Below are 16,621 nucleotides of genomic sequence, written 5' to 3'. Positions count from 1 at the left end.
GGAAGGCCGGGACAGGCCAGGAACGGAGCCGTCGTGACCCCTCTCAGCGCCCCTGCCGCAAGCGCCGCCGAGGCCGGCGGACGCGTGCTCGACCATCCCGCGCGGGACGAGATCCGCGTCGAGGGCGTGCTGCACGCGCTCTCCGACCCGATGCGGCTGCGGGTGGTCCGCGAACTGGCCGCCGCCGACCGGGAACTCAGCTGCTCCTGTTTCGACCTCCCGGTGTCCAAGTCCACCTCCACGCACCACTTCCGGGTGCTGCGCGAGAGCGGGATCGTCCAGCAGATCTACCGGGGAACGGCCAAGATGAACGGGTTGCGCCGCGACGACCTGGAGGCGCTGTTCCCCGGGCTCCTCGACAGCATCCTCGACGCGGCGAACCTCCAGGCGCGGCGCATCGGCGAGGACCGTTAGCCGATTCCCCGGCAAACGCCCGGCGCCACCGCCGAAGGCCCCCCGCCCGCCCCGCCCCGGCGGCACGGTCCTCGCCGCCGTCCGCGTCGCACGCGCTCAGGACAGGGCTGCGGACAGGGCGACCGCGACGGGTGCGGACCTGTGTACACACATGGCCTGACGGCGGATCGGAAAGTGGACCTCCATTGCCCCATGGGTCGGTTGTGGCCGTGCTGACACGCTTCCTCGTGACGGCGGCCGGGAACTTTCGGCACGTCTCCGTCGCCGTCTGTCGGGATCACCGCGGGAAGGACCACACTGCCGGGGACCGTGAACCGTTCAACTGCGTCCGGACGCAGGGGAGGACGCAAGCGATTTCGTTGCGTACGATCCCGGCGCGGCGCAGACGCCTGGGCGTGTTGGCGGCCGCCGCCTGTCCGCCGGCCACTTTGCTGACGGCCGGGCCCGCGGCCGCCGTCAGGAGCGGCGGGGTGCCCGGCGTGGACGGGATGGTCCACAGCGGCAGCACCACCCACTTCGCCAACGTCCCAAGGGCGCCCTCAAGGGGCTGAACACGGACCTGGCCTTCCAGGGGAAGTCCGCCTGCGCCGGTGACCACGAAGGCTTCCGGATCTTCGGCATCGGCGACCGGAAGTCCCCGAGGACGGTCTCGCAGGCCCTCTGCCCCGGCTCGCACACCCGTACCCCGGTGCCCGAACGCAGGAACGTGTACGTGTACGCCTCCTCGTACTCGCCGAGCGAGACGTTCCCGGACTGCCGGCCCCCGCACGTCGACACCGGGGTCTGCGTCGCCCACGACGGTTCGATCGTCCCGGTCGAGGGCCGCGACCCGATGGTCCAGGCATGGTACCGGGGTGGAGTCCCGATGTGGGACTTCACCGACTCGTCGAAGCAGCCGATGGAGATCGGCTGCTTCGATTCGAGCACGGCCCCCTCACCACCGACGCCGTCACCACGGCCGGCCGGCCGGTCCGGAGGGGAATCATCCGGTTCCACCGCGTGACCGGGGCGTGCCGCGGGGTGCTTCCGCCCGGCGGCACGCCGACGGTCACCGCGGGACGGTGCGGGGCTGCCGGGAGGAGTCGGGCGCGGCCGTACGCCGTCGCCGCCGGAAGGGCGGGGTCAGGCGGCGGACCGGGTGCTTCCGTGCGTCGCCGCGGCCCACTCCACCAGCAACCGCTGGTACTGCTCCTCGTCCTCCGGGGACAGGCAGCCGCCCGAGCGCTGCCACAGGTCGCGAATTTCTTCGTTCACCACGGCGGCGGTACGCGTGGAATCGGAGGAGCACGGAGAACGGGACATACATACAGGCTAAGGCCACGATGTGATAATCCGACCCATTGGGCGTCAGGGACATCTCTCACATGCTTGTCAGGCAACGCCCGGTACCAGTTCGAGCGTCCGCAGTCCGTCGGGCCGCTCCACCACCGGCAGATGCTGCACGAAGCGTACGTCACAGCCCAGCGCCGCCGCCCCGCCGTCCGCGTGCCGGTCGTCGCCGACCATCACCACATCCGCCGGATCCAGTCCGAGAAGTGTGCAGGCGGTGTGGAAGAGTCGTGGATCCGGCTTCTGGATGCCGTGCTCGTACGACAGGACGTACGCGTCGACCGGGGCGTCCAGCCCGTGGGCCCGGAAGACCGGCCGCAGGTCCCAGCCGATGTTGCTGACCACGCCGATCCGGACCCCGGCGGCACCCAGCGCGCCGAGCACCTCCGCGGCATCCGGGTAGGGGCGCCAGGCGTCGGGCGACCTGTGCCGCTCGTACAGCGCGTCGTACAGCCCCGGATCCGGCAGGTCCACCTGCCGGGCCAGGGCCGTGTACGCCTCCCGGTGCAGTTCCGCGCTTTCGTCGCGGGCGGCCCACACGGCGGCGAGCCCGGCGGGGACGTGCCGGGGGGACGGACCGCCCGGCAGCGCTCCGGCGGCCTCCAGCTCCCGCGCGTACCGCTCGAAGTCGGCCTCGTCCACCGCCACCCCCCGCTCCACGAGGACCGCGCGCAACCAGGACCGGACCGACTCGATGCGGAAGAGGGTCCCGGAGAAGTCGAAGAGCACACCCTTGATCTGCATGGGGACGATCCTCCCCGGTCGGGGAGCGGCGCGACAAGACGGCCCAGGGTGCCCGCCCCCGGGCCCGTGCCCAAGGGGCGACGCGATACGGCTTCAAGGGCATGGCGCGGCTTCAGGCGCGGTGCCGCACGGCTTCAGGGGTGATGCGGTGGGGCTTCCCGGGCGGAGTGGTCGCGGCGCTCATGGTGTACGAACCCGGCGATCGAGAACCCCACCAGGGCCACCCCCAGCAGCCACCCGCCCAGCACGTCGCTCATCCAGTGCACACCGAGGTAGAGCCGGGTGATCCCCACCCCGATCACCGAGACGGAGGCCGCCACCAGCGCCGTCCACCACGGCCCGGGCCCCGTGCCGTGCCGGTGCAGCAGCCAGAGCAACAGGCCGCAACTCACCGTCGCGGTCATCGCGTGACCGGACGGGAACGCCGCGTAGTGGGCGCTGTCCACCGGATCGGGCCACTGGGGCCGCTCCCGGCCGACCGCGGCCTTCAGCCCCTGCTGGAGCAGCGTGGACAGCAGGCTCGTCACCGCCACCCAGCCCGCGAGCAGCCGTGCCCCGCGCCACCACAGCGCCACCACGGCCACCGCGATCAGGACGCGCATCGTCCACGGATCCCACACCCAGTCGCTGAGGATCCGGTTCACGTGGACGAGCCCGGGTTCGGTCACCGCTCTGCGGTGCAGCGAGGTCGCGACCGCCCGGTCCGCCGCCATCAGCGGTGACCACCGGGCGGCGACGAGGGCCAGCAGCGCCAGGCCGAGGACCGCGCAGACCGCACCGACCGAGAAGGGTGTGACACGAGGACGCGTCCCGGCGGACCGGGCGGGCGTCGGGGTTGCCGTCGACATGGGGCGATCTTCGCGGAAGAACGGCGTCCGGGGCTATCCCAGGGCGCTGAGTCCCGGCAGGAAGGCCACCAGCAGCGGAACCGCCGGCACCAGCGTGGCCGCCGCGGTCAGCCGGAGCCGACGGCCGGCCGTGAGCCGCTCCACCGGGGCCAGCAGACGGTTCACCCGCAGCGGCAGATCGGCGTCCGGCGCCGGGCCGGGGCCGAACACGCCCCGGTCCTCGTTGAGTTCCACCAGGGCGAGCGCGACCGTCAGCCGTCCGAAACGCCGCGACGCCACGTCGTCCGCGGCCAGTTCGACCAGCCGGTGCATCTCGTCCCGGAAGGCCGCGAACACCGGCACCTGCGGGAACCCGGTCGCGAGCGCGTCGGAGCAGTGCAGCAGCCAGTCGTGCCGCGCCTTCGCGTGCCCCTGCTCGTGCGCCAGCACCGCATCGAGCTGACGGCCCTTCAGACGGCTGAGTGCCGCGGTGGTGACGACCAGTTGCGGCGCGGCACCCGGCAGCCACCAGGCGTCCGGACGCTTCCCCTCCAGCACGACGAGACGGCCGCTGCCGGGCTCCTCGCCGGGCAGCAACGGGGCCCGCAGCCGCAGTTCGGCACGACGCCGCCTGCGACGCACCCGGGCCCGGTGGATCTCCCGGGCCAGCATCATCGCGGACCACACCCCGCCGAGCGCCAGCAGCACGGCCATGACGGCGGACCACTGCCCGTGCCCGCCCAGGGCGTACGCGTCCACCACGGCCCGCGGCGCCGGCGCGAAGACGTGGCCGCGCACGGCCTGCCAGGCCGCCGCCGCGCTGAACGTCATGGAGAGCGCGAAGGAGAGAAGCACCCCGGCCACCACGCACTGCCACACCCACAGCGCCACCACGGGCTCGCGCTCCGGCCACCGGGCCCGCGCCATCAGCCGCGGGGTCAGGACGGCAGCCAGTGCACCGAGCGACAGCAGCACCAGGGAGACCAACATGGCGTCAGCCTATGAGGGCGCGGTACCCACGGGTATGGCTGTGCACGGCAAGTGACGCACGCCACGGTTTGCCGCGTCCCGCGTCTCAAAGAGCGAGCAGCATCGCGAACATTCCCATCCCCATCGCCAGCCGGCAGGCGAGCGCCAGCTCGGGCCGCGCCCCCCAGCCGCCCTTCGCCGGACCGCCGCCGTCGCCCCCGCCCGCCGCGGCGGCCACGGGTATCAGCCGGGCCCCCGACCGCACCACGTACACCGCGTAGTAGGCCAGCAACAGCCCGGTCAGCAAAGGGATTCCACCGGCCGTGGCCGCCGCGCCGTGGCCCGGGTGTCCTCCGTGCCCGCCGTGCGCGGCCCCGCCGGGCGCCATCGTCAACGCCATGTAGACCATCGCCGCCGAACCCACCAGGTGGTGCAGGTGGTGCCCGCTGTGCCGGGAGAACCACAACGCGCGCAACGACGCCGCGCCGAACAGCACCGCGTACACCGCCCACCCCCACGAGGGTGGCGGCACGACGGCCGCGGGCACCGCCATGGCGGCCATGCCGAAGCCCATCAGCGCCTCCGCGCGCGCCGTCCTGAGCCCCTCGCCGGTCTCGCTGCGGGTGCGCAGCAGGCAGTACGCGCCCGTCAGCGCGCACAACGCCATCAGCAGCCACCCCGACATCGCCGGTCCGTGCACAGCGCACCTCCCCCTGGACGCACGACGTGGTCCCCCTGGTCGATGCCCGGCCCGGGAACGCCGTACGCGGCGCACTGGGGTGCACGGGAGCGCGCGGAGGTGGTGTTCACCGCCGCGCCGTGTGCTCCCGTGCCTCGCTCAGCCGACCGTGAGCGACTTGAAGGCGCGCGCCTGCTCGGTGATGGCGCGCTCGGTCGGCAGCCGTTCCATGGACGAGGCGCCGAAGAACCCGGCGATGCCGGAGGTGTGCTCCAGGATGTAGCGGGCGTCCTCGGGCTCGGCGATCGGGCCGCCGTGGCAGAGCACGACGATGTGGGGATTGACGAGCTTGGCGGCGTCGTGCATCTCCTGCACGGCGGCGGCCGCCTCGTCGAGGGTGAGCGCGGTCGAGGCGCCTATGGACCCCTTGGTGGTCAGCCCGACGTGCGGCACGAGGACGTCCGCGCCGGCCCGCGCCATCTCGGTGGCCTGCTCGGCGTCGAAGACGTACGGCGCGGTGAGCAGATCGCGTTCGTGGGCCTGGCGGATCATGTCGACCTCCAGCCCGAAGCCCATGCCGGTCTCCTCCAGGTTCTCGCGGAACTTCCCGTCGTACAGGCCGACCGTGGGGAAGTTCTGCACACCGGTGAAGCCGACGGCCTTCAACTGGTCGAGGAAGTTGCCCATGATCCGGAACGGGTCGGTGCCGCACACCCCGGCGAGCACGGGGACGTCCCGCACCACGGGGAGGACCTCGCCCGCCATGTCGAGCACGATGGCGTTGGCGTCGCCGTAGGGCAGCAGGCCCGCCAGCGAGCCCCGGCCGGCCATCCGGTAGCGGCCGGAGTTGTAGATGATCAGCAGGTCGACGCCGCCGGCCTCCGCGCACTTGGCGGACAGACCGGTGCCCGCACCCGCGCCGATGACGGCCTTGCCGGAGTGGATCTGCCTGGTCAGACGGGCCAGGGCTTGGTTTCGGTTCACGGTGGGGCTCCTGTTCGGTCGTGGTGCGGGCGGGGCGTGCCGCCCGGTGCGGACGGCCGGGCCGCCGGCCGTCCGCTCGGTATCGGGTGTCCGCCCCGCTCAGGCGGACGCGGCCGGGCGCCCGTGGGCGCCGATCAGGCGGTGCAGGTGGTCGGCGGCGGCGACGGCGAACGCCGGGTCGTTCACATGGGCGTCGAGCTCGCGCAGTTCGACGGCGCTGCCCCGCAGGGCGATGCGCAGGCCCGCCAGCCCGGCCGCGTCGGCCTGCGGGTCGTGGAAGGGACCGCCCGGGGCGTCCACGGCGGAGACCCCGCCCAGCGGCCACAGGACCGCCGTCGGGCCCTGCGCCGCGGCCAGCTTCCGCCCCATGGACCCGCCGAGCTCCGCCATCTCCTCGGCGGTGGTGCGCATCAGCGTGACGGTGGGGTTGTGCACGAGGAGGTGCCGTTCGGCGAAGCGTTCGGGGACGGTCTCCCGGGCGCCGAAGTTGACCATGTCCAGCGCGCCGGGCGCGACGACCTGCGGAAGACCGGCCAGGCCCGCCGCGGTGAGCCGGTCGGGGCCCGCGCTCAGCACGCCGCCGACCAGGTCGTCCGCGAGTTCGGTGGTGGTCAGGTCCAGCACGCCGGCCAGGAAGCCGCCCGCGGCGAGCTTCTCCATCGCCCGGCCGCCCGCACCGGTGGCGTGGAAGACCAGGACCTCGTAGCCGAGCTCGTCCAGACGCTGCCGCGCGGCGTCGACGGCGGGAGTGGTGACGCCGAACATGGTGGCGCCGATCAGCGGGCGCCCGTGGACCTGCGGCTCGGTCAGGCTCCGCTCGTGGTGGACGGCCATGCCCGCCGTCGCGGCCACCGCGTTGCCCAGGATCCGCGACGACACGGAGTTGATGCCCGCCACGTCGACGACGCTGTACATCATGGTGATGTCGCTGCTGCCCACGTACGGCGACACGTCCCCGCCGGCCATGGTGGACACCAGCACCTTCGGGACGCCGACGGGCAGGGACCGCATCGCCCGGGCGGCGATGAACGATCCGCCGCTGCCGGCCACCGCCAGCACCGCGTGCAGCCGCCCCTCGCGGTGCAGGTCGCCGACGACCAGTTCGACGCCCCGGGCCATGGCGGTCACCGCGGCGCCCCGGTCCCCGGCGGCGCGCAGCGCCTCCAGGTCGTACCCGGCGCGGCTGGCGACGGCCGCGGCGTCGACATCGCCCGAGGGGGTGCCCGCGGGCGGGGGCAGCACCCCGGCGTCGACCAGCACCACGTCGCACCCCGACGCGCGCAGCCGTTCCGAGAGCCACGCGTACTCCGCCCCCTTGGTGTCCAGCGTCCCGACGAGCACCACGGTCGCCATGTTCTGCTCCTTTGCAACGGCGTTCCCCCGATCATGGGACGGGCACCGGAGGGCGGCAAAGACCACTTGACGGCAATTGGCCTGGGGCGGGCCATGATGGGGTCATGGACCGGATTCCTCCCACCCGCCTGTCGCGTCTGCTGACCGGATGGTCCAGGGGCGGCCCCGGCCCGCTGCCCCGGCTGCTGGCACAGGCGCTGCGCGAGCTGGCCCAGCGCGGGGACGTGGCGCCGGGCACCCTGCTCCCCTCGCAGCGCGCCCTCGCCTCGGCCCTGGGGATCAGCCGCAGCACCGTGACCGCCGCGTTCGGGATGCTGGAGGCCGAGGGCTGGCTGGAGAGCCGGCAGGGCAGCGGCTCCCGGCTGCGGGGCTCCGGGGCGATGGGCGAACCCGTGACCGAGGGGCGGCTGGCCAGCTTCGGGACCAGGGACGGCGGCATCGACCTGTCCAGCGGCGCGCTGGACGGGCTGCCCGCCGTCGCGGAGGCGGTCGGCGACCTGTCGGCCCGGGACCTCTCCGCGGCGCTGACCGGAGACGGATACCTGCCGTACGGGCTGCCCGAGCTGCGCGAGGGGATCGCCGCCTACCACCGGGCCGCGGGTCTGCCGACCTCCCCGGAGCAGATCCTGGTGACCGCCGGGTCCCAGCAGGCCGTCTGGCTGATCACCCAGGGGCTGGTCGAACCGGGTGACACGGTGGTCGTGGAGGACCCGACCTACCGGGGCGCCCTCGAGGCGCTACGGGCCCGCGGCGCCCGGCTGGTCCCGCTGCCCGCGGACACCGCCCCCGGCGACAACGCCGCCGCCCTGGTCCGACTGGCCCGCCACGTCCGCCCGCGCCTGGTCTACCTGCAACCGGCCGTCCACAACCCCACCGGGCGCGGCATGACCGAGCACACCCGCCGCGCCTGGGCCGCCGTACTGGCCGAACAGGGCCTGTACACCGTGGAGGACAACGCCTACGCGGAACTGTCCCTGCACCACGACGCCGCACCGGTCTCCCTCGCCGGGCTGCTGCCGCCCGCCGCGACGGCCACCGTCGGCACGCTGTCCAAGCTCTTCTGGGGCGGCCTGCGACTGGGCTGGATCCGCGCCTCCACCACCGTCATCCGCCGCCTGGCGGACATCAAGCGGTCCGTCGACCTGGCCTGCCCGGTGGTGGACCAGGTGGTGGCCGTGAAACTGCTCCGGCAACTGCCCGAGGCCCGCGCCCTGCGCCGCTCCCGGCTGCGCGAACGCCTGGCGGAGACCGAACGGCTGCTGCGCGACCGGGGGACCGGCTGGCGGTGGGAACGGCCCGTGGGAGGCTCCGCCCTCTGGGTGGAGATCCCCTGGGCGGACGCCGAGGCCACCGCCCAGCTGGCCCGCCGCGCGGGGGTGCTCATCGTCCCCGGCCCCGCGTTCTCCGCCGTGGACGGCTTCCGGCACCACCTGCGCCTCCCGTTCGCCGACCACGACGGCGGCCTGGAACGGGCCCTGCCGCTGCTGGCCGACTGCGCGGAACGCAGCCGCACCACGCACTGAGGGCCCGCCGCGAGGGCTCAGGGCCGGTAGCGCAACGGATGGTCCGCCGGTACCTCGACCACGACGATCCGGTGCCCGTCCGGGTCACGGATCCACATCTCCACCAGCCCCCAGGGCTCGCGCTCCGGCGGCCGCAGCACCTCGACGCCCCGGGCCGACAGCTCCTCGTGGGCCGCCCGCACGTCCGCGACCTGCAGCCACAGTTCGAGGCCGGGCACCGGGGGCTCGGCGGCCCGCCCGGAGACCTCCAGGAAACCTCCGCCGAGGAAGTAGACCGTGCCCCGCTCGGGGCCCGTACCGAACTCCCGGTGGACGGGCAGCCCGAGGGCCTCCCCGTAGAAGCCCCGGGACCGTTCGGGATCGACCGGACGCAGCAGAATCCGACTGCTCAGCACATGGACCATGCCCCGACCCTAGAGCTGCCCGCTCGGCCCCGCCCGTCCCGCGGCGGACACCACCGGTCGGGTCGCGGCACGGGGGTTACCCTGCTCCGGCACGGCCACAGCAGAGAATTCGGAGAGCCATCGCCATGGACACAGCTCCTGCCCAAAACCCGGGACAACTGACCTTCCGCGACGCGGGCGACGCGGATGTGCCCGCCCTCGTGGCGCTGATCGAATCGGCGTACCGCGGGGACTCCAGCCGGGTCGGATGGACCACCGAGGCGGACATCCTCCAGGGGCAGCGGACGGACCCGGACGGGGTCCGCCAGGTCGTCGAGGCACCCGGCAGCCGCCTGCTCGTGGTGGAGCGCGACGGCGTCGTCGTCGCCTGCTGCCAGCTCGAACACCGGGGCGAGGCCGCCTACTTCGGGATGTTCGCGGTCCGCCCCGAGCTGCAGGGGGAGGGGCTCGGCAAGGTGATCATCGCCGAGGCGGAGCGCGTGGTCCGGGAGGACTGGGGAGCGACCGAGATGCACATGACCGTGATCTCGATGCGCGACGAGCTGATCGCCTGGTACGAGCGGCGCGGATACCGCCGTACGGGAAGGCTCACCCCCTTCCCGTACGGCGACGAGCGCTTCGGTATTCCGCAGCGCGACGACCTCGAGTTCGAGCTGCTGGTCAAGGACCTGGTCTGACCGGACCCGTCCTCGTCCCCATGCTCATGCTCATGCGGTGAAGCGGCCGGCGCGGCGGATCTCCGGGTGGTCGGTGGTCGCGCCGTCCAGCCGCAGGGCACGGGCCAGCCGCAGGTGGTCCTGGGTGTTCACCACCCAGCCGATAACCTTCAGCCCCTCGGCGTGCGCCCGCTCGACCACCTCCAGGGTGAGGCGGCGGATGTTCAGGGCCAGGGTCGCCGCCCCCACCGCCTTCGCCCGCTCCACCACGTCGCCGTCCCAGCGGCTCGCGATGAGCACGGTCCGCACGCCCGGCACCAGCCGGGCGATCTCGGCGACCGCCCCGTCGTGGAACGACGACACCTCGACCCGGTCGACGAGCCCGCGCCGCAGCATCACCCCGGCCAGGACCCGGGCCGCGTCCGCGTCCTTGATCTCCGCCTGCAGGGGCGCCCGCACGGCGTCGAGCACCTCCTCGAAGACCGGTACGCGCTCACCCAGCCCGGCATCGAGCGCGCGCAGCTCGGACAGGGTCTTCAGGGCGATCGGCCCGGTGCCGTCGGTCGTGCGGTCGACCTCGGCGTCGTGCATGACGGCCAGCGCGCCGTCCTTGCTCAGATGAAGGTCCAGCTCGATGGCGTCCATCCCGGCCCGCTCCGCGCGGACGAACGAGCGGAGCGTGTTCTCCGGCTCGACGCCCATCACCCCGCGGTGACCGATGGTGAGAAAAGACAAGGCAACCCGCTTCCGTCGACGGCCTCCTGCGCGTGCGACTCCTACCCACAAGGCGCCGAAGCATCACGGTGCGGCGGGCGGGAACCCGGTGCGGGCGGCCCGGTCCGGCCAGGGCCGGATGAGGGACATGACCGACGGAAGCCACCGCTGACGCGGTTTCATACAGGAAGAATCGCGGTGACCATGGGGGTGGGGCAGGATAATTTACTGAGGGTCCACTTGTCCTTAGCAACCGCACATGTATACGGTTGCTTGACGCGAGGTTCTCCCGTGGAGGAAGTGTTATGACGGAAATTCTTGTGCAGGACGTCACCACGGGTGACATAGCTACGGAGCAGCGGGTGATCGAGCACTCCGCCTGGCCGACGCTCAAGAATGCCGTGGAGGAGATCCGCCCCTGGCAGTCGAAGGACGGTTCCATCGACTTCGAGGCCGAGGGCGCGCCCACCCCGGACGCCGCCCGGGCGACCCTGGACCGGGTGATCTCCGCGGTCGAGGAGCTGTCCCCGCTGCTGCCGCACGACGCCGCCTACCACCGCGCCCTCGTCGCGGACCTGCGCCGCTGGGCCGCGGACGGTTTCGGCGTGCCTGACTTCCTCGACTCGCTGCTCGCCTTCCAGCCGGCCGCGGACCGCGCCGACGGGCTCCAGCACCTGGTCGTCTTCGCGATGTACACGCAGAACGGCAACCCGGACCGCAACCTCGAAGCGGTCGTGCTGCGGATGGTCTGGCCCGAGTGGCTGGCCGAGCTCGAGGCGACCCGCTACGACAACCCGCTGTTCTGCGGCATCACCTTCGAGGACTTCACCTCGGGTTACGACACCAACTCCGCCGTGCTCTTCCCGGAGACCATCGCCGTGCGCGAGGCCCCCGAGCGCTTCAGCTGGGGCGGCATCTTCTGCGACCGCGAGGCCGCCCGCTTCCGCCGGGTCACCGAGGCGTCGGTCGAGCTGCTCGGCGTCGAGCTGCCCGAGGACATCCAGGAGATGGTCGGCGACCAGCAGCGCTGCGAGCAGGCCTTCGTGCTCTGGGACATGGTCCACGACCGGACGCACAGCCACGGCGACCTGCCGTTCGACCCCTTCATGATCAAGCAGCGCCAGCCGTTCTGGATGTACGGCCTCGAGGAGCTGCGCTGCGACCTCACCGCCTTCAAGGAGGCAGTGAAGCTGGAGGCCGACGGCTTCGCCCAGGGCCGTGACGTGCAGTACGCCGTGCTGTTCGACCGGATGTTCCGCTTCCCCGTCACCGGTGAGCGCGTCCGCAACTACGACGGCCTCGGCGGCCAGCTGCTCTTCGCGTACCTCCACAAGCACGACGTGATCCGCTGGACCGACAACAAGCTGAGGATCGACTGGGACCGCGCCCCGCAGGTCACCAACCAGCTCTGCGGCGAGATCGAGAAGCTCTACCGCGACGGCATCGACCGCCCCAAGCTCGTCCACTGGTTCGCCGCGTACGACCTGGTCTCCACCTACCTCGCCCCGCACCCCGGCTCCCGCTGGGCCAAGGGCCCCGAGGCGCTGGACCTGTCGCAGCCGCCGCGTAAGCTCGTCGACGATGTGCTTCCGGACGAGTTTCCCCTGAGCATGTTCTATGAGGCGCTCGCCAAGAAGCTGAAGAACGTGATCGCCTCCACCAAGGGGATCACCGCCGCGGACGCCGAGAAGGCAGCCGCGTGAGCGCCGGATCCGAGGAGGCGGTGGCCATGAACGCAAACGGCAAGGGCAACGGGAGCGGTGCTCTCGAAGGTGCTGTGATCGCGGTCGCCGGGGCCGCGGGCCCGGCCGGCCGGGCCGCCCTGCTGCGGCTCGCCGAGGCCGGTGCGACCGTCGTCGCCTCCGACGCGGACGCCACCCGCCTGGCCGAGGCGGTCGACGCGGCGCGCTACGCCCACGGCGGCGCCACCGTCACCGGCGACACCGTCGACCTGCTCGACCTCGGGGCTACCCGGGAATGGGCGGACAGGACCGAGAAGGAATTCGGCCGGATCGACGGACTGGTCCACCTCGTCGGCGGCTGGCGCGGCAGCAAGACCTTCGCCGAGACCGACCTCGCCGACTGGAACCTGCTCGAGAAGCTGCTGATCCGCACGGTCCAGCACACCTCGCTGGCTTTCCAGGAGGGTCTGCAGCGCAGCGACCGGGGCCGCTACGTGCTGATCAGCGCGGCCGGGGCGAGCAAGCCCACCGCCGGGAACGCCGCCTACGCCGCGTCGAAGGCCGCCGCCGAGGCATGGACCCTCGCCCTCGCGGACGAGTTCCGCAAGGCGGGGGGCGAGGAGGGGCCCAGGACGGCGGCTGCGATCCTGATCATCAAGGCACTGGTGCACGACGCCATGCGCGCCGAGCGCCCGAATGCGAAATTCGCGGGCTTCACCGACGTCGGGGACCTGGCCGATGCCATCGCCGGCGTCTGGGACCGGCCCGCCCCGGAAGTGAACGGAAAGCGCCTGTGGCTGACCCCACAACCGTAAGGACCGACGCGCGACGTCACCACGACCCGCAGGTACGCGGCTTCGCCAGCGACAACTACGCGGGCACGCACCCGGAGATCCTCGCGGCCATCGCCCTCGCCAACGGCGGTCACCAGATCGCCTACGGCGAGGACGTCTACACCGACCACCTCCAGCGCGTCATGCACAGCCACTTCGGCCCCACCGCCGAAGCCTTCCCGGTCTTCAACGGGACAGGCGCCAACGTCGTCGCCCTCCAGGCGATGACCGACCGCTGGGGCGCGGTGATCTGTGCCGAGTCCGCCCACATCAACGTGGACGAGGGCGGCGCGCCGGAACGGGTGGGCGGTCTCAAGCTGCTCACCGTGCCCACCCCGGACGGCAAGCTCACGCCCGAGCTCATCGACCGGCAGGCGTACGGCTGGGACGACGAGCACCGGGCCATGCCGCAGGTCGTGTCGATCGCCCAGAACACCGAGCTGGGCACGGTCTACACCCCCGACGAGATCCGCGCCATCTGCGACCACGCCCACGGACACGGCATGAAGGTCCACCTGGACGGGGCCCGGATAGCCAACGCCGCGGCGTCCCTGGACGTGCCGATGCGCACGTTCACCAACACCGTCGGCGTCGACGTCCTGTCCTTCGGCGGTACGAAGAACGGGGCGCTCTTCGGCGAGGCCGTGGTCGTCCTGAACCCGGACGCCGTCCGCGCGATGAAGCACCTGCGCAAGCTCTCGATGCAGCTCGCGTCGAAGATGCGCTTCGTCTCCGTGCAACTGGAGGCACTCCTCGCCGGGGACCTCTGGCTGCGCAACGCCCGGCACGCCAACGCCATGGCCCAGCGGCTCGCGGAGGGGGTGCGCGCGGTGGGCGGCGTCGAGATCCTCCACCCCGTCCAGGCCAACGCGGTCTTCGCCCGGCTGCCGCACGCGGTGAGCGAGCGGCTGCAGAAGCGCTTCCGCTTCTACTTCTGGGACGAGGCGGCCGGCGACGTGCGCTGGATGTGCTCCTTCGACACGACGGAGGAGGACGTCGACGCGTTCCTCCTCGCGCTGAAGGAAGAACTGGCGAGGTAGCCACCGCCGGACCGGCATGCGGACGGCCGGGAAGTCACCGACTTCCCGGCCGTCCGCATGCCCGGAGAACGGACCGGTCCGAACGGACTCCGGGGAGCAGCGGGCACCGGCCCGCTGCTCCCCGGAGTGACGTTTCGGCTTCGGAACCGGCCGCGTCAGCTCTTCTCGCGCAGCTCGGCGGGGGACGGCGCGGTGCCGCCGAGGTGCGCCGGCACCCACCAGGTGTCGGTCGCGTCCTTCGGACGCACCGGATGGGCGCGCTGGGCCGCCTCCAGGAGCTCCTGGACCCGTTCGCGCAGCCGCCGGGTGATCGCGCCCGCGTACTGGTCGGCAGGCGCCTCCACGGGCTCGCCGACCCGGATCGTCACCGGGAAGTGGTTGCGCTTGAAATTGCGCGGCCGGCCCTTGGTCCACAGCCGCTGCGTCCCCCACAGCGCCATCGGGATCAGCGGCACGCCGGCCTCCTGGGCCAGCCGGGCGGCGCCCGACTTGAAGCTCTTCAGCGTGAACGACTCCGAGATCGTGGCCTCGGGGAACACCCCGACCATCTCGCCGGAACGCAGCGAGGTGAGCGCGTGGGCGTAGGCGTGCTCGCCCTGCTTGCGGTCGACGGGGATGTGCTTCATGCCACGCATCAGCGGCCCGGAGACCTTGTGCCGGAAGACCGAATCCTTCGCCATGAAGCGGACGAGCCGCTTCTGCGGCAGCGCCGCGAGCCCGGTGAAGATGAAGTCCAGATAACTGATGTGATTGCTCACCAGCACCGCGCCACCGGTCTTCGGGATGTGCTCGGAACCCTGAGTGTCGATCTTCAGGTCAAGCGCCTTGAAAAACGTGAGGGCGGCGCCGATGACCGGCCGATAGACGAGTTCTGCCATCTGGGGAAGACCCTTCTTCAGCGCCTGAGGAGGGTTCTCCCGGCGGAAGTTACGCAGCCGTAGGTTTGCGGCATGGCGCCGATCGTGCCCCATGTGGGACGCGGTGGCCAGTCTCAGAGGGCACGGGGCGCGAGATTCTCGTCACGTGGAACCGGCGGGAATGTCCCGCCGGGCGGTGGTGCTGACCACCTGCGAGGAGTTCCGACAGGAGGCAGAAGGTGGACGGGCAGGGAATCGGTGGCACGCTCGACGCGGCCAGGATCGGCGCGGAACTGGGGGAACGGGCCACGCTCGTGCAGTTCTCCAGCGCGTTCTGCCAGCCCTGCCGGGCCACCCGCCGCACCCTTGCCGAGGTGGCGCGCATGGTGGACGGCGTGGCCCACGTGGAGATCGACGCCGAGGCGCATCTCACTCTCGTGCGGGAGCTGGGGATCAGCCGGACGCCGACCGTCCTGGTCCTCGACGCCGACGGCAGGATCGTCCGCCGGGCCGCGGGACAGCCGCGCACCGTCGACGTGGTCGCGGCCCTGGGGCAGGCGTTGTGACTGACCGTGATGCATCTCCCACATTGCGGAACACCCTTGACTGCACCCACCACGCATCGTCAGTCTGACGCTGTGCCGCCTGAAATCCTTCTCCACGGCCGGGCCCACGTGGACCTCGCCCGCAACGCGAGCGCGCGCTGTCCGGGTGCCTGAGCAACCACGGCCCCGTACACCCTCTTCGCAGAAGGACATCTCCATGACGGCTTCCCCCGGGCTCGGCGCGCCCCGCGCGGCCTCTGCCGAACTCCTCCGCTCCGTCTTCCGGCAGCACGCCGCCGGAGTCGCGGTGATCACCGCGACGGGTGACCGGCCGGTCGGCTTCACCGCCACTTCCCTCACCTCCGTCGCCGCCGAACCCCCGCTGATCTCCTTCGGCGTGGGCACCTCGTCCTCCAGCTGGCCCGTCGTGGCCGAGGCCGAGCACGTCGGCGTCCACATACTCGGCGAGCACCAGCAGGAGCTGGCCGCCACCTTCGCCCGCAGCGGTGCCGACCGGTTCGGCCCGTCCACCTTTTGGCGCAACGGGCCCGAGGGCGTGCCGCTGCTCGACGGCGTGTCGGCGTGGCTGGTCTGCCGCGTGGCGGCGCGGATCCCGGCGGGCGACCACCACATCGTGATCGCCGAGGCCGTGGTCGGGGACCCGGCCGGAGGCGGGCGTCCGCTGCTCTATCACCAGGGCCGTTTCACCACCCTGCGGGACTGAGAACGGCCAGGCGGCACAAGGGCTCCGGGCGTAGGCCAGATCACAGCCCGGAGCGCTTGCCCATCAGCGGGCCGCTGGGTGTACTGGCTAGTAATATTTCGTTCGGAGTGCCGGTCACCCCGACCGGAAGCCACCCCATCAGGCGCCTATGCTGCGTGCAACAAGGCAGCCCGGAAAAGACGATGCAGTAGGAGAGCCGGCGTGAGCTTGAGGATCGTTGTCTGTGTGAAGTACGTGCCCGATGCCACGGGTGAGCGGCGTTTTGCCGATGATCTGACGGTGGACCGTGAGGATGTGGACGGTCTGTTGTCGGAGCTCGACGAGTACGCGGTGGAGCAGGCGTT

Annotated in this window: 18 protein-coding genes and 2 pseudogenes; 10 read left to right on the top strand and 10 right to left on the bottom strand. The window is 72.1% G+C overall.

The features are described from left to right. The first annotated feature begins 33 nt into the window (after positions 1-33). Positions 34-414 carry a helix-turn-helix domain-containing protein gene (locus ABZZ04_RS30680; protein ID WP_356935484.1) on the top strand — a complete coding sequence of 127 codons (381 nt, stop codon included), beginning with the start codon at positions 34-36 and terminating at the stop codon, positions 412-414. A 353-nt stretch (positions 415-767) separates the two neighbouring features. Then, positions 768-1,377, top strand: a pseudogene (locus tag ABZZ04_RS30675) (hypothetical protein); the annotation flags it as partial. A 159-nt stretch (positions 1,378-1,536) separates the two neighbouring features. Here ABZZ04_RS30675 and ABZZ04_RS30670 read toward each other — a convergent pair. The 7 genes from ABZZ04_RS30670 to ABZZ04_RS30640 all read right to left on the bottom strand — a co-directional run bounded on the left by ABZZ04_RS30670 (position 1,537) and on the right by ABZZ04_RS30640 (position 7,299). Beyond that, the gene (locus tag ABZZ04_RS30670) at positions 1,537-1,716 is read right to left on the bottom strand and encodes a hypothetical protein (protein ID WP_148837920.1); all 180 of its coding nucleotides are present in this window, start codon (positions 1,714-1,716) and stop codon (positions 1,537-1,539) included. A 69-nt stretch (positions 1,717-1,785) separates the two neighbouring features. Further along, positions 1,786-2,487 (bottom strand): HAD-IA family hydrolase, encoded by a 702-nt coding sequence (locus tag ABZZ04_RS30665; protein ID WP_356935483.1) that lies wholly within the window; start codon positions 2,485-2,487, stop codon positions 1,786-1,788. Positions 2,488-2,621: 134 nt separating this feature from the next. After that, positions 2,622-3,335, bottom strand: a complete 714-nt coding sequence (locus ABZZ04_RS30660; RefSeq protein WP_356935482.1) for a phosphatase PAP2 family protein — start codon at positions 3,333-3,335, stop codon at positions 2,622-2,624. A 33-nt stretch (positions 3,336-3,368) separates the two neighbouring features. Further along, positions 3,369-4,304, bottom strand: coding sequence for a M56 family metallopeptidase (locus ABZZ04_RS30655; RefSeq protein ID WP_356935481.1), 936 nt, complete (start codon positions 4,302-4,304; stop codon positions 3,369-3,371). A gap of 85 nt (positions 4,305-4,389) precedes the next feature. Continuing rightward, entirely contained in the window at positions 4,390-4,983 is a 594-nt protein-coding gene (locus ABZZ04_RS30650; RefSeq protein ID WP_356935480.1) for a DUF5134 domain-containing protein, read from the bottom strand. Positions 4,984-5,121: 138 nt separating this feature from the next. Further along, the gene (locus ABZZ04_RS30645; RefSeq protein WP_148837925.1) at positions 5,122-5,946 is read right to left on the bottom strand and encodes a phosphoenolpyruvate hydrolase family protein; all 825 of its coding nucleotides are present in this window, start codon (positions 5,944-5,946) and stop codon (positions 5,122-5,124) included. 99 nt (positions 5,947-6,045) lie between these two features. After that, positions 6,046-7,299: a Tm-1-like ATP-binding domain-containing protein gene (locus tag ABZZ04_RS30640; protein ID WP_356935479.1), complete on the bottom strand. Its 1,254-nt coding sequence runs from the start codon at positions 7,297-7,299 to the stop codon at positions 6,046-6,048. Positions 7,300-7,403: 104 nt separating this feature from the next. On the opposite strand from ABZZ04_RS30640, the gene ABZZ04_RS30635 reads away from it, so the two are divergent. Further along, positions 7,404-8,822, top strand: coding sequence for a PLP-dependent aminotransferase family protein (locus ABZZ04_RS30635; RefSeq protein ID WP_356935478.1), 1,419 nt, complete (start codon positions 7,404-7,406; stop codon positions 8,820-8,822). 17 nt (positions 8,823-8,839) lie between these two features. Here ABZZ04_RS30635 and ABZZ04_RS30630 read toward each other — a convergent pair whose 3' ends face one another. After that, the gene (locus ABZZ04_RS30630) at positions 8,840-9,226 is read right to left on the bottom strand and encodes a VOC family protein (protein WP_356935477.1); all 387 of its coding nucleotides are present in this window, start codon (positions 9,224-9,226) and stop codon (positions 8,840-8,842) included. Between the two features lie 125 nt (positions 9,227-9,351). Between ABZZ04_RS30630 and ABZZ04_RS30625 the strand changes: the two genes are divergently transcribed. Further along, a complete protein-coding gene (locus tag ABZZ04_RS30625; protein WP_356935476.1) occupies positions 9,352-9,903 on the top strand; it encodes a GNAT family N-acetyltransferase in 552 nt (183 codons plus the stop codon). Between the two features lie 30 nt (positions 9,904-9,933). Here the strand turns inward: ABZZ04_RS30625 and ABZZ04_RS30620 are convergent, their stop codons facing one another. Continuing rightward, the gene (locus ABZZ04_RS30620) at positions 9,934-10,617 is read right to left on the bottom strand and encodes a glycerophosphodiester phosphodiesterase family protein (protein ID WP_356935475.1); all 684 of its coding nucleotides are present in this window, start codon (positions 10,615-10,617) and stop codon (positions 9,934-9,936) included. A 284-nt stretch (positions 10,618-10,901) separates the two neighbouring features. On the opposite strand from ABZZ04_RS30620, the gene ABZZ04_RS30615 reads away from it, so the two are divergent. From ABZZ04_RS30615 to ABZZ04_RS30605, 3 genes are read left to right on the top strand one after another with little or no spacing between them, the layout of a single operon-like run. Continuing rightward, positions 10,902-12,299 (top strand): DUF6421 family protein, encoded by a 1,398-nt coding sequence (locus tag ABZZ04_RS30615; protein ID WP_356935474.1) that lies wholly within the window; start codon positions 10,902-10,904, stop codon positions 12,297-12,299. A gap of 26 nt (positions 12,300-12,325) precedes the next feature. Continuing rightward, positions 12,326-13,093, top strand: coding sequence for an SDR family NAD(P)-dependent oxidoreductase (locus ABZZ04_RS30610; RefSeq protein ID WP_356935524.1), 768 nt, complete (start codon positions 12,326-12,328; stop codon positions 13,091-13,093). Beyond that, positions 13,072-14,151: a low specificity L-threonine aldolase gene (locus ABZZ04_RS30605; protein WP_356935473.1), complete on the top strand. Its 1,080-nt coding sequence runs from the start codon at positions 13,072-13,074 to the stop codon at positions 14,149-14,151. Before ABZZ04_RS30610 ends, ABZZ04_RS30605 begins: the two co-directional genes overlap by 22 nt. A gap of 155 nt (positions 14,152-14,306) precedes the next feature. Here ABZZ04_RS30605 and ABZZ04_RS30600 read toward each other — a convergent pair whose 3' ends face one another. Continuing rightward, on the bottom strand, positions 14,307-15,029 hold the full coding sequence (locus ABZZ04_RS30600) for a lysophospholipid acyltransferase family protein (RefSeq protein ID WP_356935472.1): 723 nt from the start codon (positions 15,027-15,029) through the stop codon (positions 14,307-14,309). 218 nt (positions 15,030-15,247) lie between these two features. Between ABZZ04_RS30600 and ABZZ04_RS30595 the strand changes: the two genes are divergently transcribed. The 3 genes and pseudogenes from ABZZ04_RS30595 to ABZZ04_RS30585 form a co-directional block, all read left to right on the top strand. Continuing rightward, complete coding sequence (locus ABZZ04_RS30595) at positions 15,248-15,574, top strand: thioredoxin family protein (protein ID WP_356935471.1); 327 nt, start codon at positions 15,248-15,250, stop codon at positions 15,572-15,574. Between the two features lie 196 nt (positions 15,575-15,770). Then, a complete protein-coding gene (locus ABZZ04_RS30590) occupies positions 15,771-16,277 on the top strand; it encodes a flavin reductase family protein (RefSeq protein ID WP_356935470.1) in 507 nt (168 codons plus the stop codon). A 201-nt stretch (positions 16,278-16,478) separates the two neighbouring features. After that, positions 16,479-16,621, top strand: a pseudogene (locus tag ABZZ04_RS30585) (electron transfer flavoprotein subunit beta); the annotation flags it as partial.

Source organism: Streptomyces sp. NPDC006435 (assembly GCF_040612315.1).
Classification (GTDB): Bacteria; Actinomycetota; Actinomycetes; order Streptomycetales; family Streptomycetaceae; genus Streptomyces.
This window is presented reverse-complemented; position numbering and strand designations above follow the sequence as displayed.